Annotated in this window: 18 protein-coding genes and 2 tRNA genes; 7 read left to right on the top strand and 13 right to left on the bottom strand. The window is 43.4% G+C overall.

Features of this window, described 5'->3' with window-relative positions:
- On the top strand, positions 1-1,405 hold a 1,405-nt coding region (locus tag JXA84_04795), incomplete at its 5' end, for a hypothetical protein (GenBank protein MBN1150523.1).
- A gap of 17 nt (positions 1,406-1,422) precedes the next feature.
- Here the strand turns inward: JXA84_04795 and trxB are convergent.
- Positions 1,423-2,349: a thioredoxin-disulfide reductase gene (gene trxB, locus JXA84_04800; GenBank protein ID MBN1150524.1), complete on the bottom strand. Its 927-nt coding sequence runs from the start codon at positions 2,347-2,349 to the stop codon at positions 1,423-1,425.
- 176 nt (positions 2,350-2,525) lie between these two features.
- On the opposite strand from trxB, the gene JXA84_04805 reads away from it, so the two are divergent.
- The gene (locus JXA84_04805; protein MBN1150525.1) at positions 2,526-3,125 is read left to right on the top strand and encodes a lamin tail domain-containing protein; all 600 of its coding nucleotides are present in this window, start codon (positions 2,526-2,528) and stop codon (positions 3,123-3,125) included.
- A gap of 1 nt (position 3,126) precedes the next feature.
- Positions 3,127-4,125: a hypothetical protein gene (locus tag JXA84_04810; GenBank protein ID MBN1150526.1), complete on the top strand. Its 999-nt coding sequence runs from the start codon at positions 3,127-3,129 to the stop codon at positions 4,123-4,125.
- Here JXA84_04810 and glgP read toward each other — a convergent pair.
- From glgP to JXA84_04855, 9 genes are read right to left on the bottom strand one after another with little or no spacing between them, the layout of a single operon-like run.
- Complete coding sequence (glgP, locus tag JXA84_04815) at positions 4,122-6,692, bottom strand: alpha-glucan family phosphorylase (protein MBN1150527.1); 2,571 nt, start codon at positions 6,690-6,692, stop codon at positions 4,122-4,124. The two genes, JXA84_04810 and glgP, sit on opposite strands and share 4 nt — an antisense overlap.
- Before the next feature lies 1 nt (position 6,693).
- Positions 6,694-7,491, bottom strand: a complete 798-nt coding sequence (locus JXA84_04820) for an inositol monophosphatase (protein ID MBN1150528.1) — start codon at positions 7,489-7,491, stop codon at positions 6,694-6,696.
- Positions 7,488-8,369 (bottom strand): phosphoribosylaminoimidazolesuccinocarboxamide synthase, encoded by an 882-nt coding sequence (locus JXA84_04825; protein MBN1150529.1) that lies wholly within the window; start codon positions 8,367-8,369, stop codon positions 7,488-7,490. The genes JXA84_04820 and JXA84_04825 overlap by 4 nt, the downstream gene beginning before the upstream one ends.
- A gap of 12 nt (positions 8,370-8,381) precedes the next feature.
- Positions 8,382-9,110 (bottom strand): DNA repair protein RecO C-terminal domain-containing protein, encoded by a 729-nt coding sequence (locus tag JXA84_04830; protein MBN1150530.1) that lies wholly within the window; start codon positions 9,108-9,110, stop codon positions 8,382-8,384.
- Between the two features lies 1 nt (position 9,111).
- Positions 9,112-10,377, bottom strand: a complete 1,266-nt coding sequence (locus tag JXA84_04835) for a hypothetical protein (protein MBN1150531.1) — start codon at positions 10,375-10,377, stop codon at positions 9,112-9,114.
- The gene (locus JXA84_04840; GenBank protein MBN1150532.1) at positions 10,374-12,005 is read right to left on the bottom strand and encodes a glutamate mutase L; all 1,632 of its coding nucleotides are present in this window, start codon (positions 12,003-12,005) and stop codon (positions 10,374-10,376) included. Before JXA84_04840 ends, JXA84_04835 begins: the two co-directional genes overlap by 4 nt.
- Before the next feature lie 31 nt (positions 12,006-12,036).
- Positions 12,037-12,453, bottom strand: a complete 417-nt coding sequence (locus JXA84_04845; protein ID MBN1150533.1) for an EamA family transporter — start codon at positions 12,451-12,453, stop codon at positions 12,037-12,039.
- Entirely contained in the window at positions 12,454-14,166 is a 1,713-nt protein-coding gene (gene argS / locus JXA84_04850) for an arginine--tRNA ligase (protein ID MBN1150534.1), read from the bottom strand. It lies immediately after the preceding gene.
- Entirely contained in the window at positions 14,148-15,464 is a 1,317-nt protein-coding gene (locus JXA84_04855) for a hypothetical protein (GenBank protein MBN1150535.1), read from the bottom strand. Before JXA84_04855 ends, argS begins: the two co-directional genes overlap by 19 nt.
- On the opposite strand from JXA84_04855, the gene JXA84_04860 reads away from it, so the two are divergent.
- On the top strand, positions 15,463-15,684 hold the full coding sequence (locus JXA84_04860; protein ID MBN1150536.1) for a hypothetical protein: 222 nt from the start codon (positions 15,463-15,465) through the stop codon (positions 15,682-15,684). The genes JXA84_04855 and JXA84_04860 overlap by 2 nt on opposite strands.
- Here JXA84_04860 and JXA84_04865 read toward each other — a convergent pair.
- The 3 genes from JXA84_04865 to JXA84_04875 are packed head-to-tail and all read right to left on the bottom strand — an operon-like array spanning position 15,647 to position 20,493.
- Positions 15,647-17,017, bottom strand: coding sequence for an SMP-30/gluconolactonase/LRE family protein (locus JXA84_04865; GenBank protein ID MBN1150537.1), 1,371 nt, complete (start codon positions 17,015-17,017; stop codon positions 15,647-15,649). The genes JXA84_04860 and JXA84_04865 overlap by 38 nt on opposite strands.
- A gap of 55 nt (positions 17,018-17,072) precedes the next feature.
- A complete protein-coding gene (locus JXA84_04870) occupies positions 17,073-18,812 on the bottom strand; it encodes a transglutaminase domain-containing protein (protein ID MBN1150538.1) in 1,740 nt (579 codons plus the stop codon).
- Position 18,813: 1 nt separating this feature from the next.
- Complete coding sequence (locus JXA84_04875) at positions 18,814-20,493, bottom strand: hypothetical protein (GenBank protein ID MBN1150539.1); 1,680 nt, start codon at positions 20,491-20,493, stop codon at positions 18,814-18,816.
- Between the two features lie 103 nt (positions 20,494-20,596).
- Between JXA84_04875 and JXA84_04880 the strand changes: the two genes are divergently transcribed.
- The 3 genes from JXA84_04880 (at position 20,597) to JXA84_04890 (ending at position 21,231) form a co-directional block, all read left to right on the top strand.
- A tRNA-Lys gene (locus tag JXA84_04880) sits at positions 20,597-20,669 on the top strand.
- 6 nt (positions 20,670-20,675) lie between these two features.
- Positions 20,676-20,748 (top strand) — tRNA-Arg (locus JXA84_04885).
- 27 nt (positions 20,749-20,775) lie between these two features.
- A complete protein-coding gene (locus tag JXA84_04890) occupies positions 20,776-21,231 on the top strand; it encodes a nucleoside deaminase (GenBank protein ID MBN1150540.1) in 456 nt (151 codons plus the stop codon).
- The last annotated feature ends 141 nt before the right edge of the window (positions 21,232-21,372 follow it).

The following is a 21,372-nucleotide window of genomic DNA, read 5'->3' on the forward strand; positions in this document are numbered from 1 at the left end:
GAAAAGGATTATCAAAGACACTATAGATGTCTGCCTGAACGCCGCAGTGTCATCCGGAAAAATAAACGTAATTCTTTTCGACGATCAAATAGAAAAAAACACGGCTCTTCTGGAGAGAATACAGAAAGACCTCGAAATCAATTTTGACAAAATAAACACGGACAAACTGCACCTGGACAACATTGTCCCGTATATGCTCGGGTTGCTTTTCGACGAAAACGTAAGCATACTCGAACAAAATGAATCAAAACTTAAAAGTGCTTACGCCTTGATCGCGGGATTTTGGACGATTTTTCAGGCTTACCTGATAAAACTCGGGTACGGAAAAACGGACAGGGAAAGTTTTCTCCAGTATTTAGAGAGCATTGCGAAAAAAGAAGACAGGGCGGACATTATCGAAAACGACCTTTCAAACTGCGAAATAAGATCGAACAGGCTTATTGAAGAGATAAACCGCTACATACCGAAATCCAAAAAAATGCTCTATTCGATTGATGACAAAATTGAATACACGATAAAGAAAATGAGGTATCAAAAAGAATCCCTGTCGAAACTGACGAACATGGAGATGAGTTTTCTGGAAAAATCGTCAAACGAGATTTTCGAGAGGAAAGACGACGACAAAAAGGAAATGTTCACCGCTGAGTCCGACACAGAGAGAGGTTCCGCGATTTTCCCCATTCAGGCGAAAATTGAAATTATCAAGGAAATCTTCAACATCCTTAAGGTTTTGGGAAGCTCGGAAAAAGAAATCCTTTCGACGACAGATAAAATTTCAATTATGGAATTCAGATTTTACATATACGAAAAAGCTTTGGATCTCGTAAGGGATATAATAACAAACCCTGACACGGATAAATACGAAAAAGAAAAAAAAGAGCCGATAATAGACTTCGGGGAAGTGGCGATTTACATAGATGAAATCGTCGATTTCAACGTCATTATGCTGGACGACAATCTGAGGGAGATAATTGAAGAACTCGGCGGTAAAGCTATAGAAAAAAAGAAACTTGAAAGAGAAAAGATCATCATTGAATCGATTTCAAAAGCCCAGGAATACCTTGAAAAACCCACTGAAAAAAACATCAAGGGCGTAAACGAGATAATGCTTCTGGGAAAAGAAATTCTCGAAAGCTACTTTACCGACATTGAAATAGTGAACTTTTACAGGAACGAATTTATTGCCAAAGACGAAAAGATTGTCAGGTACGCCCTCGGTTACAGAGCGGCTCAAAATATTTACATGTCTTCAATACTATCAAAGGATATCGGTTACACTTTCAACTATCTTCCGACAAACATCTATAATCCGTTCAACATGATAAATGTTCTCGGGAAAATCGAGGAGATAATCAGCAGAACGCTCAAATCATCCGCGGGAAAAATAAAAAAGAATAATATTTGAAATTTACAGACTTCGTTTCAAGAAGAATGTTCTATGTATTCTTGTGCGGAGAAAGCGGCGATAGCTCCATCTCCAACAGCGGTGGCTACCTGCCGTAAGTTCTTTTTTCTGACGTCGCCGGCGGCGAAAAGCCCTGGGATGCCCGTTCTCATTTCGTCATCGGTCAAAAGATAACCTCTTTCGTCGAGAACATTAAAACTCTTGAAAATATCGGTGTTTGGTACTGACCCGACCAAAACGAAAACTCCGTCTATCGGCATCTCTTTAATTTGGGAGGTCTTGACGTTTTTCAAAAGCAGGGATCGGACGTTTTTCTCGCCTAAAATTTCCGAGACAACAGTGTCCCACTCGAAATGAATGTTGTCTTTATCAAAAGCGTTTTTTTGGATTATCTTTTCCGCTCGGAGTTTGTCTCGCCTGTGTATGACGGTGACGCTGGAGCAAATCCTCGAAAGGAAAAGAGCTTCTTTTACAGCCGAGTCTCCGCCGCCTACAACCGCGACGTTTTTTCCGCGATAAAAAGGACCGTCGCATGTGGCGCAGTAGGAAACGCCCCTTCCGGTGAATTCCTTTTCGCCTGGCGCTTCCAGTTTTTTGTCGGTCGTCCCTGTGGCTATTATAACTGATCGGGATTTGATTTCGAATTCTCCGTCGGTAATTATCGCAAACCTGTCGTCTTCTTTTTGTAATTCGGTGGCAATTTCCATTTCGAGCTGGGCTCCGGCGCCGGAAGCTTGTTCACGCATAATCTGCGAAAGGTCAAAACCTGAAATCCCCCCTGAAACACCCGAATAATTTTCGACGATGTCAGTCAGGCTTATTCTGCCGCCGGGGAGAGGCCCCTCGAGAACCAAAGTTTCAACTTCCGCTCTCGCGGCGTATAGAGCCGCGCAGTATCCCGCAGGTCCTCCGCCGATTATCACGAGTTGGTATTCGCTTTTCACGGCGTTAAATAAACCACATTTTTATCATTAAATCAACCCCTGAAAAGATCTTGTCTATTGGCTCTTTGCTCGTCCGTATTTTCAAATTTAACCCAGATGGAATTTTCCGGTGACGATGTGCTGAATTGGTACAAAATACAGTTGACAATTTATCCCCTTGCTGGTATAAAACAGATATGAAAACAACTGTGATTTTCTTGATTTTATTGTTCCCAGCTCTGATTCTGTCCAAAGTAAACATAAACGAAGTTTTTTATAGCATACCTGATTCTCCGGGTTGGAATAATCAAGATCAATGGATAGAGGTGTTCAACTTTTCTAACGAAAAAGTGACGATGAATTCTTGGAAATTGGAGACCTCGACAGGGGATGTTTTCACGTTTTCTATTTCTCTCGATCCGAACCAGAGGGTCGTTTTTGTGGCAGACAGCTCTAAATTTATAGCACACTGGGATTCCTGCCTATCTTCAGCCACTTTGATAGTCGAATACGGAGCATCGATTGATGTGTGCCATAGTGTTGGAAATATTGAAATAAAAGATTCCCAGGGAGGGGAAATATCTTCAGTCTCTTGGGGCGGGACCGGAACTTCTCCCGCTGTTTCCCCCGGTTATTCTTTGGGGCTTTTCCCAGAAAACAATTTCTCTCCATCACCTGAGGATTACACTGTCTGCAAGCCTACCCCTGGCTCGACTAACAGTGAGATTCCGGCTTCAGCCATCAACCCTTCGACGTGGGGCCGAATAAAGGCGATGTTTTCAACCGAACGCAGGTAATTTGAGACTTAGAGCTTTCCTTTTTTTGGTGTTTTTACCGGTTGCCTGTCTTCTGGGTTCAAAATACGCCGGAGAGTTCATGTCTCTGGGCTTTGGGGCCAGAAGTTTCGCCATGGGGCAAATGGAATCTAATTTGACCGGGGAACATTCATTTTACGGAAACCCCGCGGCTATGAATTTTTCCAGAAAATCATACAGCGCTACACATGCCTACGTCTTCTCGAGCAATCTTTCGATAAACGGATTTTCGGTTATATTTCCCGAAGAGAAAAGATCCATGGGTATTGGTCTTGTTCACCTCGGATTATCGGGAATACCATACACAGTTGACGCTTTAAGGGATTATGGTGAAGATGGTTTGCCGGGCACCAACGATCAGGGTGAAAACAACGGAGCACTTGACCCCGGTGAATGGCTGGATTATGACATGGTTTCTTATTTCAGCGACGACGATTACACCATGTACGTCTCTTACGGGCACAAGGCAAATCAAAATCTATCCTTTGGAGCTTCGGCAAAAGTGGTCTACAGAAAAATTGGTGATTATTCGGCATACGGTGCCGGCGTGGATTTTGGCTGTTTCTATAGAACTCAATTTTTCGACTTGTCGGCGGTTTTGAGAAACGCCACCACTACTGTTCTCTCTTGGAGCACGGGTACAAAAGAGTACGCCTACCCGTTTCTAAAGAGCGGGATTTCTGTTAAAGCCCCCCTTTCATGGAGAGACGTGGGACTTGTCTTCGGAATAGAGACAGACATATATTTTGAAAACAGAAAACTCGCCTCGCAATGGAATATTTCTTCACTCAGCATTGACAGCCATTACGGAGCGGAAATTTCAATAAAGGAAAACTTTTTCCTGAGAGCGGGAAGCAACACCGGTCATTTGACAGCCGGTGGCGGATTCATATACAGGTCTTTTTCCGTGGATTACGGTTTTATGAGCCACCAGCAGCTTGGTTCGACTCATAGATTTTCAATCTCCTATTTTCCTGGCTAAGCCAGAGAGTTTTCAAACCACTTGATATAACCTGGAACGAGTTTTCTCGTCAGGCTGTTGTGCCTAGGCAGAATTCTTACTGAAAAACCGTTTTTCCCTGTTTCGGTTGCCGGAATCTTGCCTCTGAAAACGTACTGACCTTTTCCGGTGTTTTGAACGGAAGACAGTGTCAAGTATGATGGATTTTCTATTTCGCCCTTGTAATTCAATTTACCGTGGCATACTTCGACGAGTACGTCGTCGGGGTCCAGTCCGTCCATTTGAACCGTCGCCACTAAATCTATTTGAGTGCCCATCTGAACAGGTGTTGTTGTGTCCGCCTGGACATCGGTGATTTTGACTTTATCCCATTGTTTTAGAATTAGATCAAACCTGCTTGCGAATTCTTTTACTCCTCGGAAATTATTTTCTGACAAATTTTGGAAAGAGTTGTGCGAAGGTATGTAAAACTTCTGCGAATATTCGTATATCATTCTATTCGTGTTGAAAACAGGACAGAGAGATCTCATGGACTCTTTTATCATCTGAATCCATTCTCTCGGCAAACCGTCCCTGGCGATGTTGTAAAATTTTGGCACTACATCGTTTTCGAGAGTATCGTATAGTGAAGCTGTTTCCACTTCGTCTTCCGCATTGTAATCTTGGTAAACTTCGCCCACGCCTATAGCCCAACCGTTTTTTCCGTTGTAAGCTTCGCTCCACCAGCCGTCAAGAACGCTGAAATTCAGGCCGCCGTTGATGCAGGCTTTCATTCCGCTCGTTCCGCTTGCCTCTAAGGGCCTCCTTGGAGTGTTCAGCCATACATCGCATCCCTGAACCATGTAACGTGCGACGTTCATGTCGTAATTCTGTATGAAGACAATATGGTTTCTCAGGTGGGGAAGCCTGGAAACCTGGAATATGTGCTTTATAATTTCCTTTCCGGCGTCGTCCTTGGGATGAGCTTTACCAGCGAAGATAAGCTGAACGGGTCTTTCTCTGTCTGTCAAAATTTCGGTGATTCTTTCAAGATCGCTGAGAATCAGAGATGCCCGTTTGTATGTGGCGAATCTTCTGGCAAATCCAATCGTCAAAGTGTCGGGGTGAAGGACTTCTTCAGCTTCCTCTATGTCTCTGGGTGATGCGCATTGTTCGGCTAATTGTTTTTTCAGCTTTCTCCTTATGAAAGCGACAAGTCGCTCCCTTCTTCTCTCGTGCGTTCTCCATAGCTCATTGTCTGGGATTGTGAGGACCCTTTCCCAGATTTTCTGGTTTTCGGGTTCCTCAAGCATTTTCGGACCCAAGTATCTCAGAAAAAGCTGCTGCATTTCGCCGGAAGTCCAGCTGTTGGGGTTTATCCCGTTTGTGATGTGCGTTATGGGGACTTCATCCGGGTCAAGACCCTGCCATAGACCCGCCCACATGGATCTTGAAACTGAAGCGTGGAGTTTGCTGACGCCGTTGCAGTAATGCGAATTCTTGATCGCGAAAACAGTCATTCCAAAGTGCTCGTTTGAATTTTTGGGGTCAATCCTACCCTGAGAAACGAGTTCTTCCTTTGAAATCCCGATTTCCTGACGAAGATAACCGATGTAATATTCCACCATATCAGGATGGAAAAACTCGTTGCCTGCCGGAACCGGAGTGTGGGTGGTGAAAACGCAAGAAGAGGAGGAAAGAAATTTTGCTTCGTTGTAGGAAAGCCCGTTTTCTTTCATCAACTGCCTGATTCTTTCGAGAATTATAAATGCGCTATGCCCTTCGTTGATGTGAATGACGGTTGGACTAAGACCTATCTTCCTCAGAGCTCTCAAACCTCCTATTCCGAGAAGGATCTCCTGCTTTATTCGCATGTCTTTGTCTCCGCCGTATAACTGTTCGGAGATATACCTGTCGTTTGAATCGTTTTCAGGTATGTTGGTGTTGAGAAGATAAAGCTTTGTCCTGCCGACCATCGTCTCCCAGATTTCCGCGTAAACCTCTTTGTCTGCCATTTTGACTGAAATTTTCATTGGCAAACCGTCTGGCTCCGTCAGGGACTTGACGGGCATATTGCTGAAATCATTTTCGACGTATTTTTCATGTTGCCATCCGTCGCTGGAGAGGTACTGCGTCAGATACCCCTGTCCGTACAAAAGGCCTACTCCGACGAGCGGAATTCCAAGTTCGCTCGAAGATTTGAGATGGTCCCCGGACAGGACTCCCAGACCTCCGGAATAAAGAGGCAGACAGTCGTTGATTCCGAATTCCATGGAGAAGTATGCCACGACGGTGTTCGAGATTTCAGAGTGTTCTCTTTCGAACCACTTCGGGTTGTTTATATAAACGTCAAGGTCTTCTTTGACTCTCTTCATGTGGGCGATGAAACTTTCGTCTTTTACAAGAGCGTACCAGTTTTCCTGAGGCACTATTCCAAGCATTGCCACCGGGTTGTGATTTGTCGTCTCCCAAAATTCAGGAGAGATCCTGTGGAAAAGTTTTACCGCTTCTTCATTCCAGCCCCACCACAAATTGAAAGCTATTGTTTTAAGATCTGAGAGTTCTTCGGGTAATGAGGGCATTACTTTGAAAGTTCTCACGGGTTTCATTTCATCTCCCTTGCTTGTAATTTGTGTAAGTTACTGCGGCGGTTTTGAAAAAATCCGTAAAAATCTTTTTGTTGGAGCATATAACGCTCCCTTTTTCGTGAGGATTGTCCCCGCCGAAAAAATCTTCAACTGTTCCTCCGGCCTCTTTAACAATAAGCTCTCCAGCGGCTATATCCCAGGGGGAGAGATTGTCTTCCCAAAAGCCGTCAAAACGGCCGCATGCGACAAAACAAAGATCTAAAGCCGCGCTGCCGCAGCGTCTTATCCCTGATGCTTTTTCAAAGACGGATCGGAAGCTTGCGAGATATCTGTCAATTCTTTCGTGGGCTCTAAAAGGAAAACCTGTCGCGAATAAACCGCCTTCCAAGGATTCTATTTGCGATACAGATATTTTTTTATCGTTGAGATAAGCTCCTTCTCCCTCAGAAGCCCAAAAATATTCTTTTAACAAGGGAAAATAGATTGCGCCGAAAATTATTTTTCCATTTTCCTCCAGGGCTGTTGAGATTGAGAAAATCGGGAAGGAATGAATATAGTTTGTTGTGCCGTCAAGGGGATCTACAATCCACCTGAAAGGCGAAGATGAAAACTGAAAACCGTCTTCTTCTCCCAAAAACGAAGAACCAGGTACGATGGTTTGCAGTTTCTGTTTTAAAAACCTCTCGGTCTCTATATCCTTTTCGGTGACATAGTCGAACTTGGATTTCTCGGTTATCACATTGACCGAGTTCATGCTTGTCAGAAGATGATCACCCGCCTTTACAAGGGTGGACCTCAAATCTTCCCTGCTGAAGTTCAATTAGACAGCCTGGTGAAAATATCTTTGTAGGTTAGAGAAATCTTTTCTATTAAATCTTCTGGTATAGCGGGGGAAGGGGGAGTTCTGTTCCAGTTCTGCGCGTCAAGCCAATCCCTGAGCAATTGTTTGTCCAAAGAAGGAGGATTCACCCCAGGAAGAACAGATTCAGCAGCCCAGAATCTCGATGAGTCCGGAGTTAGAACTTCATCGACAAGATAAATCGAACCTGATTTGTCGCAGGCAAACTCGAATTTTGTGTCTGCTATTATAATCCCCTTATCCGCCGCCGAATCCGAAGCGCTTTTATAAAGCTTTATTGCGACCTCTTTTAGTTGAGCGGAAGTGTATTCTCCCAGGCTTTCTGATAATTCGTCCCATGATACCGGTTTGTCATGACCTTCTTTGGCTTTTGTAGTCGGGGTGAAGACGGGAATCGGAAATTTTGACGCTAAAAGCAATCCTATAGGCGGAACTACATCGACGATTTTTCCTTTGCTCTTGTACATCTGCCAAGCAGAACCGCATAAATATCCTCTGACTATGAATTCAAAGGGCAAAACTTCAAGTTTCTTGACGAGTACCGACCTGTGTCTGCATATTTCTTTTTCTTCCGGAAGGATAAAATCCATACTATCTACATCGCTTTCGATTACGTCGTTTGGAATCAGGTCAACGAACTTGTTTTTCCAGAAAAGACTCAGTGAGTTGAGGGTTTCCCCTTTGCCTGGAATCCCTTCGTTCATGACAGAATCATAAGCGCTTATTCTGTCTGTGGTCACTATAAGGAGTTTATCCTTTCCGAGCTCATAGATATCGCGAACTTTGCCTCTTGTTAAAAGACTGACAGATTTAAGATTGGTTTCTGTTATAACCGCCATAGATCCTCCACTTCATAGAAATATTTCAGGTGTTTTTTTCGAAAACTGATTAAATAAGTATATCTCAAGGTTTTTGACCAAAGCAATAACTGTTTTTTTTTCGATTTGGTCTTTTAGATAATTTCTTTGAGGCCGGGACATTGTTTTTTTCAGCAATGCCGTGTCTATGTCTAAAACATCGGGAGCCTTTTTTGAACAAGCAAAACAAACCGGCCCTCCCTCGGAAGGAGAAATTCCTCTAATATTATTAGAATTGCAAAATTTGCACTTTTCAAGGTCGAATCCTAACCCAAAATGCCTTATCAGGGAATAATAGTAAGGAGGAAGAAGCAGAAGTGAACTGATTTCATTTTCGGATTCGCAAATCGCCCTGAAAACCCTGTCCGTGAGTTTGAAAAGGTGCTCATCAGAAGATCCAGGTTGTACTATTTTCACCAAAGGCGAAAGGACATGCCAGCTTGTTTTTAGTTTGCAGAAATCCCTATGAATATCCCTGTAAGGATCTATCTCTGATGCTTCTCTTATGTAAAAATTGTTTCCAGTGGTCCTGTAAAAAGACACATGGAATTTGGCGGGAATGTTCCCGAATGGCCATGAAGCCGTTTTTTTTAAGTTTCGCCTTAAATGCGCCCAGACAAGACCTTGTTTTTGAGTCAGTAGGCACAGTGAATTTCTGTTTTCGCCCGACCTGACAGATCTCATTAAAATCGAAGGGGTTACGCTGAATCTGTTCTGAATCATTTCAATATATCAAATCACTTAACTTTTCGCTGACTATCTCGTCCGTTTCATCCAAACAGATGGAAACCAGCGGAACATCTGATCTCGTGGAAGATCCGTGAAATTCGACTTTGATTACTCTGCCGGTTCGTATGCTGTATTGTCCGGAAGCGATAATGACTTTTTGTAGGGGCTGAGGGATTCCGGAATGCCTTTGTTTTAAATCCGAGGCTTTTGCCGGGATAAAAATAAACTCGTCTTCCGTCCTTTCAAGTTTTGAAAGGTATAGTGTTTTGCCTTTTGAAGTTTTGAAAAAAGAAATAAAATTTTCAGGAAATTTGTTGACTCCTTTGAAGAAAACTGAAGCGACCGTCAAATCAGTTGTCTTTTTATTCATCGCTTTTTTCAGTTCATCCTCATAATACGGACAGATAAAAATCTTGAGACCGTGATTCGCGGCTTCAACTATTGAATCGAGGGTGAGGGGCTCGTCGAAAATACCCGCGATTTCAGAGACGCATTTTTGCTGGTAAAAGGATTTTCTCTCTTCGATATTTGAGGGGATCATGTCTATTCTGCCTTGCCTGGGCTTTCCCAATAAATTTGAGGGCTTGATAAAATAACCCGTGGTTTGTATAGACAAGGAAGCGCAGAAACCAGTGCTTGAAATCCCTACGATCTTTCCAGGCAGTGGAACGGTTATGTGCTTTTCACAGTCAAATCTCCTTATTGTCACATTGCCTTTAGTAAAATCTATGTCTTCTACGATTCCTTCGATGGGTGAAACAGCCCTTAAACGCGTGAAATTGTCTTCGAGAAATCTCTCGGCTAATATGGTTCCTTTGGAGACATTCGAGCCCTTCGATATTTTAAGGTGCTTGAAAAGCTTTTTGGGTTTTATTTCGAGTGGATCGCTCAGGTTCACGCAAAGATCTTTTTTGTTTGATTTTACGAATAGGGCGTTTCCGTTGGGAACCATTATGAATTTTAAAACACCTTGAAAAGGGGCGAGTGTCTGTGCGTCGCTGGGAAGAAGTTTTCTGTTGAAGATTTTCTTGTAGAGCGGGAATTTTTCGCCGCAGGATACGAGCAAGCTTTTTTCTATGGTTTTTAAATCAGCACCAGCGAGCAGTGAATTCAGGTTTACGAATACTTCCTCCTCAGTCGGTGAGTAAGCGAGAGCAACTTCTTTGAAAGAAGTGAAATCTCCCACTTTGAAGTGAGTTTTAGCGGGGAAAGGGGAAATGAGATTATAAAAAAGAGAACCAAACCTGATAATTTCATTCATATCAGGGTCCTTAAACCGAGATTTTTTTTCCAAGACAAAAGAGAAGGAAACCAGTTTTCTCCGTAAAGAAAAGGTGAAACAGGTCTGCCCCTTGAATCCACGAGGATTCCGTTTTCGGAAATCTTAACGAGTTTTCTGACGGGTGCTCCCTGACCTGACCCCGCGTCGACATTCGCCGATGGGACGATTGTGATTTCCGCTTCGGAAAAACCTGGATCAATGAATTTTAAATCCCCTGATTTTATTGAAACGCTGACATCTTTGCCGCCGGATGAAAACACTATTTCGGCAAGATCGGATCCCGAATCACTGTAAGAAAAACCGAGCGATACAACTGGGCAGTATGAACTGAAAACAGGTTTTATATCGAAATTTTCTGAAAAAAGTTTAACCAACCCGTAGTTTGTCAGATATCCGTCGTCTATTTGGATCTGTGAAAAACCTGTGGGAAGAAGACAGTTGAGAATCGTCTCAAAGACCTTTTCAGGCTGGGAGAAAGAAAATATAAACGAAGTGGCGTATATTGTGTCAAATTTTTTAAAATGCTCCTTGGAGTCGAGATAATTTAGTTCTTTGATAATCTCCGAGGAAATTGAATGCAGAAGTTCGGTTTCGTAAACCCCCGGAGAAAGAGAAGGAAAATGGGATCTTTTTCTGGCGATGTTTTCGGATATTTCATGGTCTATTTTTTTCTGTAGCCACAAGGCGGTTTTTTCCGTAAATAAGTTCCTGAAAGACGTCAAAGCTTTTTTACCGACCCCCAGGGGAATTGAGTACCTTTTCAAAAGAGCCGGGCTGGAGAGGTTTTCTCTGTAGGCAGTTATCAACTCGGTGTAAGAACTTCCGCAGCTTACAACCGACAGTTTATTTTCAAAAGACAGGTTTTCTGCCGCTTTTAAAAGGCATAAAGACGAAGGGACAATCGGCTCTGATAGTTTCTTTAAAAAAGCTTTCCATCCCTGGTACTTTTCTCCCAGTATCCTGTTGCTCATATCCTTTATCTCGTCTACAGCGGGATATATGTCGAGCGTGCTGTCATCGGGCATTATGTTCGGGACAATTTCTAAAATACAATCCGAACCGAGCATTCTCTCGACTGTTCTCTGAGCTTTGCTGTTTCCGGCGAAAACGACATAGACTTTTCCTTTTGGGCTCATAAGACGGACGGCGTGAGATACCGCTCTGGCAGTTTCTATAACAGGAGTTATGCTCTCGGATTCGGTCTGACCCGCCAAAAGTATTATGTCTGGGTCGAGTTCGACTATTTTTTTCACCCTCTCTGAGAAATTCAGACCATCGTCGTTTGAAACTGTTCCGACTACGTTGCTTCCAGAGTGTGACAGCGCGAGAGAAGCGGCTTTTCCGCTTAGAGAGAGTACAGTTGAAGCCGCAAGAGCCTTCATCCCTCCTCCTATGGAAGAGCAGGCGAGAGTTGTTAAAAGAAATTCTCCTGATTGGTTTATCAGGTTCAATCCGGATTTTCTTTCAAGGCAATCGCATGCAGTCTTAACTGTGATCTCGACTTCATCTTCAAAGACCGTGGGCACAATTACTTTTGATATAGGGCCTTCTTCGGAAAAAAGTACTGCTCTCGTGAATGTCGTCCCTATGTCAAACGTCAAAATCATCGGCGGGATTTCTCCATCCAAAAATGTTTCATTATTTGTTTATGTTTAGAAGAACTGCGCCAGTGAAAACAAGCACAAAACCGATAACCTGGAGAAAAGAGAAGGTCTCTTTGAAAAAAATCATTGACAGGATTATAGTGACAATTGGATAAAGAGCAGTCATGGACACTACAATAGAAGCGCTTCCGTGTGAGAGGGCTCCGTAAAAAGCCAAAGTGCCTAAAGTTCCCGCCGCCATGACGAGAAATATAAAAAGCAGAGCCGGAAACTTAATATCGATAGAGGACATGCGGTTTTTGACGAACAAAAGAAGAAACAAACCGAAAAGAGGGGCTATCAGGTTGTTTATACAAGTGACAGCCAACGGGCTGTTGTATTTTGTCGCGAGTTTTCCTAAAAAACCCCAGATTCCCCAGAAAAGTATCGCCAGAATGGAATACAAGAGCAACTACATCACCTCCACGGCGTCTATTCCGAGCATAAAAAGACCTCGGGATAGTGTTGTTTTGCATGCTTCAATAAGGCTAAGACGAGCTCTTTTTAGCTTTTCATCCGGAGCGGCGAGTACTTTATGGGAATGGTAAAAAGATGAGAAGTTCTGAGCGAGATCCAAAAGGTATCTGGATATCACCGAAGGTTCGTATTCACGCGCCGCCGTCGCGACGGCTTCAGGAAACATGTCTATTGAAAGTGCGAGTCTCTTCTCTTCTTCCGTGACGAGTAAATCGCAATGAGAAGGATCTGGTGTGGAAGTTCCCGCTTTTCTAATTATCGAGCAGATTCTCGCGTGAGCGTATTGGAGGTAGGGGCCGGTCTCACCTTCGAAAGAGAGGACTCTGTCCCAGTCGAATTCGATGTCTCTGACCCTTTTGTTCTTGAGGTCGTTGAAAATTACAGCTCCCGCCCCAATGCTGAAAGCGAGTTTTTCTGCGTCAATTTCTTTATCTGAAGCTCTCTGCCCTTCTTTGATTTTTGAAAGCGCTCTTTCTGTTGCTTCATCCAAAAGGTCTTCAAGAAAAATTATTGTGCCTTTTCGCGTGCTCATTCCATGAATGTGACCGAACATTACGTGGACAATCATTCCTTCTTCTATCGAGCCGGCTTTTTGAAGAGCCGCGCTAATTTGCTTGAAATGAAGTTCCTGCGGAATGCCGACTACATATATCAACTTCAGCGGTTTGAACTTTTCGATCCTGTAAAAAACAGAAGCCAGCTCCCTCGTCGAGTAAAGAGTTGACCCGTCTGACTTGGTCAGCAGAACAGGAGGCAGGTCATACTCGTCTAAGGGAATTATGGTCGCTCCCTGGTCCTTTTTGGACAGTTTTTTTTCGAGGAAGAAGTCGAGTGTTTTTTGAATCTTGTCCGCGTAAAAGCTCTCTCCTATGTAGTAATCGAAGCTGATTCTCAGCTTTGAATATGTCCTTTTGAATTCTTCAAGGCTTGAATTTTTGATTATTTTCCAGAATTTGACTGCGGTATCGTCTTCATTTTCGAGTTTCGAAAACCATTCCTTTGCCTTTTCCCTGAAAACGGGGTCTTTTTCTGAAACTTCTGAATACTTGATGTATATCTCGTAAGCTTTTTTCACCGCATCAGGTTCAAGGTCTTCTAAAACGGTGTTTTCGGCTTCAAACCCGGCTAATATTATTCCAAATTGGGTACCCCAGTCGCCTATGTGGTTTATTCCAACAGTGTTGTATCCGACAGCTTGTAAAATCCTGTAAAGGCTCGCTCCAATGGCTGTAGACCTCAAGTGCCCTACTCCGAAAGGCTTGGCGATGTTCGGTGAGGAATAGTCTATTACGACAGTCTTCCCTCCTCCAAAGTCGGATTTTCCCCATTCATTCTTCGCTTTTAATACGGTTTCTACGGAGTGTCTGCAGGCAAACGATGGGTTCAAGACAATGTTGAGGTATGGACCGGAACTGGAAACCTGGAATTCACGCGTTGAATCCATCTTTTGTCGGATTTCTTGGGCTATAGCTTGCGGAGGCAGTTTCATTTTTCTGGCGAAAGAAAATGTTTTCAGGGCTAAGTCTCCGTAAGACGGATCCGGAGGATCCGAAAAGTTCGACAGTATATCCGCCTTTTCAAGGCCAGTCCTGTTCGATATTTTTTCGGCGACGATTTCCTTTAAGCTTTCTAATTTGTGAACAGCCATACGACCCCGTAATCTATTGTATAATCTTCTTCGTCAAACTGTATTCTCCAGTCCATGAAAAGGTTTATTATTCTCGATTTGAAAGAAAAGAAAGGGTAATAATCCCACTTTTCTGTATGGCTTGCAACTGTTCCCGCTGAAAACGATAGGTCGAGGTCACCCTCGAAAAGACTTTTGGAAAGGGTCGAGAAAGCGCAAATTCTCTGCGCCGTGTCGGAAAAAGCGAGAGCGGATACGGAAATGTATTCAACCGGAGAAAAAATCGAAAGGAATGCGCCGAAGAAGTACGGGTCTTCTTTTTTATCTTTCCACATGTTTTGTCCGTAAATAGAACGGGACAGTTCGAAAGAATACCCAGCCGAAAAGTCTAATTTCAGGTGTTTTCCTGAGTGCCTGAAACCCGCGTAAGCCGCAGAATGAGAAGTTGCATAAAAAGAGTCGGTTGTAACGGTGAATACCGGATGATTCCTCTTGAGATAACACCCTCCCGCGTATAAGGCTTTGGTTAAATCGGGTCTGTAGGAAAAGTTTACGTCGATGTTGAACGATGAATCGCTTTTGATTTCAATCTGAGACCAGACCCGCGCAAGTCTGAATATTTCGCGGGAAATAGATAAGCCTGCGCTGTAAATTTCCTTTTCGGTTTCTGTGTCCGAAATTTCAGCGGTTGAGAAAAGTTTTATCTGCGTGGAGAGAGACGGTGAAAATTCCACAAAAAATTCCGTGCCCATTGTTTTCACCGAAAAACTGTTGAGCAGGAAGGACCTGTTGAAAAAGAAATATTTGTATCTTACACCAAAAAAAGATTTTCTGAGGGTCAATGAGGCTAAATCGAAGGAAGTTTTGAAAGGAAGAGAATCCTTGTGACCCTGTCTTTCAAAATTGTGAACAGCGAATCCTTCTGCTGACAGAAAAAAAAGGGGGAAAGATGTGCTCAAATATCCCTTTTGAGATTCGTAAGTCGAGAATGAGAGACTTTCGCACCCTCTGTCGAAATTTCCGCCGAAAGAAAGCCTCGCCATGTCGAGGAAATTTCTTGAAAAGTTTATCTGAGAATTTTCGGCTTCGTTTCCCAACCTGAAATGTGAGAGTTTTGTCTTCGGCATTTTCGAAAATGCCGGAAAAAGCCTGAAGCGTATGTAGCTTTTCATTTGTGAAAATTCCGTCACGGGAAAGAAAGAAAGGTCTCCGTCAAAAAGATGTGTTCCATAAAATCTGTCAGACAGTTCAAAATCTTCTATGAAAACTCTATTTTCCCCATAAAACAAGCTTGTTTGAGCGCGAGTTCGCGGGTCCATGAAACTGAAAACAGGTTTCGGGTCAAAATCCGGAGAATCGAGCCAAGTCTCTACAATAACTTCGTTTTTCTCGGGAATTTCGACTTTGAACTCTAACTCCGGTATTTCTCCGAAGACGATTTCAACAGCAGAGCTGTCGACAAAAGGTGTCGTTTCGGCGAAAGCCAGAAATGAAAAGATTATCAGAATTGAGAGTCCGATGGCTGTTCTTCTCCATTGAGATCAAGAATTGATTCAGTGCATTCGATTTCTACCGACAAAGCTTTTTTGAAATAACTTCTCGAAGAATATGTCGGTTCCAAATCAGCTTTCACTGTGTAAACTCCGGGGGAGACGACATTCGAAGAATTGTCCTTTCCGTCCCAGAGAACCTGGGTGTAACCAGGAGTTTCTTTGAATTCAGGCAAAAGATTTCTCACCACCTGCCCTTTTTCGTCATAGACGGTAAGGGTTATAACGGCAGGTTGTGTTATAAAAATGGCTATTGTAGATCCCGGCATAGCGCTGTAAAAAGAAGAAGGATAAGCGCCTTTGATGTATCCGTCTATCCCCGCCCAGTAATATTGAGCGGAAGAAGCTTCGAGTATTATGAATTGTCCGAATCTTCTCCAGACGGAAATTCCTCGCGGAGAAGTAAACTCCTTTTTTCCAGAGCCTTCCCTTCCGAAAGAAGTTATGTGTACAAGGTCTCTTGAGAATATATGGATCTGAGAATTATCCGTGTCCGTGACGTATATCATTCCGTAGTAATCAATTGCTACATAGTTTAGGGATATGTTCTCGAATCCGAGATCAAGACCGTCGAGGGATTTGATTCTGTCGCCGGCAAAGTTGAACATAGTAAGCCGTTTGTTGGAGTTGTCGCTGACGACTATATAGTCCCTGTCCCTGTAGTAGTTCCAAGGGTCTTTTCTGTCAATAAGAGCTATACCGAAGGGGTCGTTGAGAAATCCGACGCCGATGACTTTTATGAAATTGCCGTTTCTGTCGAAAACAGAAATTCTGTCGTTTTCGATTTCGGTCACCCAGACGTTTCCGGACTTATCGAGAGCGACTCCGCAGGGGCGGTTCATCTGGCCGGGGGAGGAGCCGAAACCATCCCCGAGAGACGAGACGTATTCAAGCTTTCCCTCTTTGTATTTGAGTCGCACGACTCTATGGTTGCTCTGGTCTGCGACATAGACATCTCCTTCAGGGTTAGCGGCTATACCCATGGGTTCCCATAAATTTTCCGTGCCTGTGCCGGTTGTTCCCCACGAGTTGACATCGTTGAATCCTATGTTGTATATGACCTGGCCCCTACCGCTGTTTACGGCGAAAAAAGCGAGTTCGTCGTCATCCCTGTCTGTCGAGAGATCGTCGTGTTCGATCAGTTTTACAATACTCACTCCCTGCGGGTTGTCAAAAGCGAGGTGTGAGCCAAGAATCATCGAAATCGTAAAATTCGTAACTTTATTGTATCCGCCGGAATGGCCGGCTGGCGGATACACGAGAGTAGTCGGGTCGAAATTCGATCCGAGAGAGAAGATAAAAAGTAAAAATGTCAATGTCATATTTTCTCCGTTTGTTTTTTTTTATGATAATTTATATTATGCCACAAATGAAAGGTCAATTCTCTGTTGAGAAGGTTTTTTTTGTCAAGACAAGAGGTCTTCTCGATAGTATGTTGAGAGTTGAAAGGTTTTTCTGATAATCAGTCAAATCTTCAGGGTTAAGTGTTGATTTTTTAATCGAAAATAAATGGGACACAAAAAGGCTGTCGTCTTTTTTTTTGTATGAAAATCGGACTTCCAGGTATTCGTCTTCGAAAAAATAGTCAAAGGGCAGAAATATTTCCATGTTGTTTGGTTTTTCAATTTGAAGGTCTATCGAATAAAAAACCGGTCCTCCAGTGAAAATGCCTTCCGGAGATGAAGGAACAATGTAAAGGAGAGGCAAATGAAAATAAGATGTGTCGGCGGAGAGGATTCTTCTGAATAACCTCGCTCCAATTGTCGCTATTCCGGGTGAATTCGAATAAGCCCAAGCACCGAGGATTCTCCAACCCGGCATTTTCGAAGAAAACCATGAATAAGCGGGAGAATTTTCCGATGCCCGTATCGTTTGCCCGTAGAAGGCGGAAATTATGCCTCCAATGCTGTCTGAGACCGTCAATTCGGCTGTTCCTTCTCCGGAAATAAATCCGGATATTTTTCTTTTGTAGAAGTCGGCGAATGAATCCGGTGTTTTTAAGAGTCTATAAGTATCTTCAAAAAGAACAAGAGCGTTTACGCCTCTGTCTTCAAAAGGCAAAGCCGAGAAAGGGGAACCTGGGTTGGACGGATCGCAGAATAGTGTTTCGTTTTCGACTTCAACCAGGGCTATCACGTGGTTGAAAAATACCGCCGGAGGATCAAATGATATGCAGGGGTTGTTTCTCGTGGCTATCAGTGCTGGCCATGCCTTTATTCCTACGGCTTGAAGCATAGCGATCAAAAGCGATACTTTGTCCTTGCAGTCCCCTTTACCCTGCGCGAGTGTCTGAGAGGGCTCGTTTGGGTAAAATCCTCTCCACCCCCATTCCTGCGCTGTGTATTCGATAGAGGAGCAGACCCAATCAAAAATCTTTTCAGCCTTTTCCGGTGGAGGATGACCTCTCGACACGAGAAGCGCTTTTCTTCTGACCTCTTCATCCGGGGTGAGTTTACCTCTGAAAAGGTTAAAACACCGACCGGCTATTTCGCCCATTTCATTGAAAGAACTCGCTAAGAATAGGTCCGTGTTTTGCGGTGAATTTCGGGGTTGAATGTCGGTAATTCTCAGGAACAGCTCATGTATCGAGTCCGGATTCGTTGTCGTTTTGCCGCTTTCAGAACCGCGTCGCCACGAAAACGGTTTTTCAGAACGGATTGTTATATCGAGCGTATCGATTGGGTAGTCTTCACCTAAAGGCAGGGAGAATATAAAATGCTCGCCCCAGATTGAGCTATCGGTGACAAGTGAGAATTCGGCTTCAAAAAAAGCGCAATCCGAGAATTTCGAGAAGACGGCGTATTCTTCCACGTATCCTGTGAGAGAGCTGTTTTGGAATGAAGATGAGATTCTTTCCGTTTTTAAAGGACAGATGTTTTCTCCCGTGGACACAATATATCCCACGGCACTAAAATCCTTTAAAGAGGTTCTGCTCTGATCGTATGAAATATAGGTAAATGTTGAAGCTTCTTCGTTTGAGTTGGCACAGAAAGTCATATTTACTTTGTAAGTTTCAGGCCCTTTTGTTTTTTCGAAAAAAACTTCGGCGTGGATGATTCTGGTTTGATGCGAGATCTGGCTGGAAAAAAGATAAATAGCGAGGAAGATTACGCTCAAATCAACCTCCGTGCATGAGTAAAAATTCCGGAAAAATGTCTTCGCTTGCTGACCTCATAAAGTCTTCGAAAACGCCGAATGATCCACGCGGCAACCTTTCCCCCCAGAACCTGACAGCAGAAGAGAAAAGTGTGTTTTGATTCAGAATTTCAAAATCAGCCCTTGAGAAAGGGGACTGACGGACGACCGGATAAACTGATAAAAATTTTCTGTCCCCTTTTATTTCGGTTTTTTGTATTATTTGTCCCGGAAATGGAAAAAGAAAATACCCTCCGATGAAAAAAGGCTTGAAACACGCGAGGAATGGTGATGGTTTGAAAAGATAAAGCGCTGAAAATCCGTCTTCATAGTCGTAGAGATTTCCAGAAAAACAAGCTTGAATCGTCAGCGAGTCAGAAAAGTCTCTCATGGAGAGATAATCCGGAGAGAACTTTGAATCAATGGACTGGATCTGAGAGATCAACCTTTCAATGATTTGCCCGTCATTTTTCAGCGCGATCAAAAAATCTCCGGTCAGGTTGATTTTGAGGTTGTATAATACAATGTTGCCTTCGATTTCAACGAATAATCCGACTGCGCAGGAAGATCTAAGCGGTTCAAACCATGGAGTTTTGATTAATTCCCCGTTTAAAACATCATAAGCCCATGAGTTCTGGCATTTCCCTGGAAGATGACCCAAAGGCGCTTTAAAAGTAGGGTCAACCCAAAAAGAATCATCTATTACTAAAAAAATGTCTTCAAAGCAGGGAAAGACGCCAAAAGATTCTCCGTTCTCTGAAATTCTCGGTGAAACCAGAAATATTTTTGCGTTTTGAGTTTCACCCAAGCAGGAATACAAAAAAACCGCTATTTCAAAAGGGGTGGCTTCCCTGTCTGCTAAAATTTCATTTGCGCTTTTCACTCTGAAAAGGGATATTTCGAGAGGAATATTTTTCAAATTTACATTGTCTTTTAAAAAACCATACAGTTTAGAGAAATTTTCGAAACCGTTTTGCTCTTTGTCAAAACTTGCTACAAGCTCTTCTGCTTTTTTTGACAGATTCTTGAGAAAATATTGCTGATCAGTGATCTGAACGAAAATTCCGAGAGCGGAGTCGAAAACTTCATAAAATATATTTCTGTCACTCGGAAATCCTTGGGAGGGTATCAACCCCGAAAAGGCGCCTGATATTTTCAGGTGGACATAAGAACCGGAGGAAGGAGGTACGAAATAGAAAACAGAATAGCCCCCGGTGACTTCATCTACCGGCATCAAGTCGATATAGTACATATTTCCCGGGACCGCATTATTGTCCGCCCATGCTCTAACCAAGGTGACTTCTGTGTATTGAGGGTTGAACGGGATTTCAATTTCATCGGATGTAAAAATTTTTATGTGACGGATAAAAGAATCTTCGGATACCGTATCTGTTATGAAAATTGTGTCAGGGTCAAAATCCTCACCCTTCATCCATTTGGAGAGTTCTTCTCTCGCCTTTATATTGAACTCGCCATTACCCATGGATATCGAATGGAGAAGGCTTAAAGAATAAGAAGTCTGTCCTTTTTCAAAGCCGACCATAGCTCTTTGGAGCACCTGTTCGTCGGTAGCTGTTCCGTTTTGTATCAGAGAATCAAGTTTGTATATGAACGAAGAGAGGTCTCTTTCATTATACTGATTGTGAAATGAAATCTGGAACATAAAGAGGAATATAAAAACCGCGACATTTGGAAGCATTGCCAGTAATGATAAGTTTTTTCCGTTGACAGGTAAAGGTTTATCTGATTATAAAGTGGTAGAAAACGCGCTGCTAGCTCAAATGGCAGAGCAACGGATTCTTAATCCGTGGGTTCTGAGTTCGATTCTCAGGCAGCGCACTTTTAGCGCCCGTGGCTCAATGGATAGAGCGTCGGACTACGAATCCGCAGGTTGCAGGTTCGACTCCTGCCGGGCGCGATTATTCCATTGATATGAGGTGATTTTATGACAGATGAAATATACATGAAGAAAGCGCTGGAAGAAGCTGAAAAAGCTTCAGAAGAAGATGAAGTTCCCGTTGGCGCTGTAGTTGTCAAAGATGGAGTCGTTATAGGTCGGGGTCACAACAGGACAGAATCACTTCTTGACGCCTCCGCCCACGCGGAGATAATCGCGATGACAGCGGCGGCTGAAACTCTCGGAAACTGGAGGCTCGAGGGATGTCAACTGTATTCGACAGTCGAACCCTGCATTATGTGCACGGGAGCGTGCCTTCTTTTCAGGATATCGAGGATAATATACGGTGCGGAAGATCCCAAATTCGGAGGTTGCATCTCGCAGGCGAAAATTCCGGAGATTCCGACGCTGAACCACAAGATAGAAGTCATAGGTGGAATTCTGGCAACTGAATCCGCACAGTTGATGAAAAAATTTTTCAGTGCAAAAAGAAACAGACAATAGTCCTTAAAAAATCATATTCTTGTTTACAATTCTTTCTTTTAAGATAAAATACCTTGTTTTCAGGAGAGGTGTCCGAGTGGTCTAAGGAGCACGACTCGAAATCGTGTGAACGGAGACGTTCCGTGGGTTCGACTCCCACCC

It is taken from the genome of candidate division WOR-3 bacterium (genome assembly GCA_016926475.1).
GTDB lineage: Bacteria > SDB-A > SDB-A > SDB-A > SDB-A > JAFGIG01.

Bases quoted from the DNA above. Each gene is read 5' to 3' on its own strand.
- JXA84_04805 (MBN1150525.1), top strand. From the start codon at position 2,526: ATGAAAACAACTGTGATTTTCTTGATTTTATTGTTCCCAGCTCTGATT.
- glgP (MBN1150527.1), bottom strand. From the start codon at position 6,692: ATGAAACCCGTGAGAACTTTCAAAGTAATGCCCTCATTACCCGAAGAA.
- JXA84_04825 (MBN1150529.1), bottom strand. From the start codon at position 8,369: ATGGCGGTTATAACAGAAACCAATCTTAAATCTGTCAGTCTTTTAACA.
- JXA84_04830 (MBN1150530.1), bottom strand. From the start codon at position 9,110: ATGATTCAGAACAGATTCAGCGTAACCCCTTCGATTTTAATGAGATCT.
- JXA84_04835 (MBN1150531.1), bottom strand. From the start codon at position 10,377: ATGAATGAAATTATCAGGTTTGGTTCTCTTTTTTATAATCTCATTTCC.
- JXA84_04840 (MBN1150532.1), bottom strand. From the start codon at position 12,005: ATGATTTTGACGTTTGACATAGGGACGACATTCACGAGAGCAGTACTT.
- argS (MBN1150534.1), bottom strand. From the start codon at position 14,166: ATGGCTGTTCACAAATTAGAAAGCTTAAAGGAAATCGTCGCCGAAAAA.
- JXA84_04860 (MBN1150536.1), top strand. From the start codon at position 15,463: ATGAAACTGAAAACAGGTTTCGGGTCAAAATCCGGAGAATCGAGCCAA.
- JXA84_04855 (MBN1150535.1), bottom strand. From the start codon at position 15,464: ATGGACCCGCGAACTCGCGCTCAAACAAGCTTGTTTTATGGGGAAAAT.
- JXA84_04865 (MBN1150537.1), bottom strand. From the start codon at position 17,017: ATGACATTGACATTTTTACTTTTTATCTTCTCTCTCGGATCGAATTTC.
- JXA84_04875 (MBN1150539.1), bottom strand. From the start codon at position 20,493: ATGTTCCAGATTTCATTTCACAATCAGTATAATGAAAGAGACCTCTCT.
- JXA84_04890 (MBN1150540.1), top strand. From the start codon at position 20,776: ATGACAGATGAAATATACATGAAGAAAGCGCTGGAAGAAGCTGAAAAA.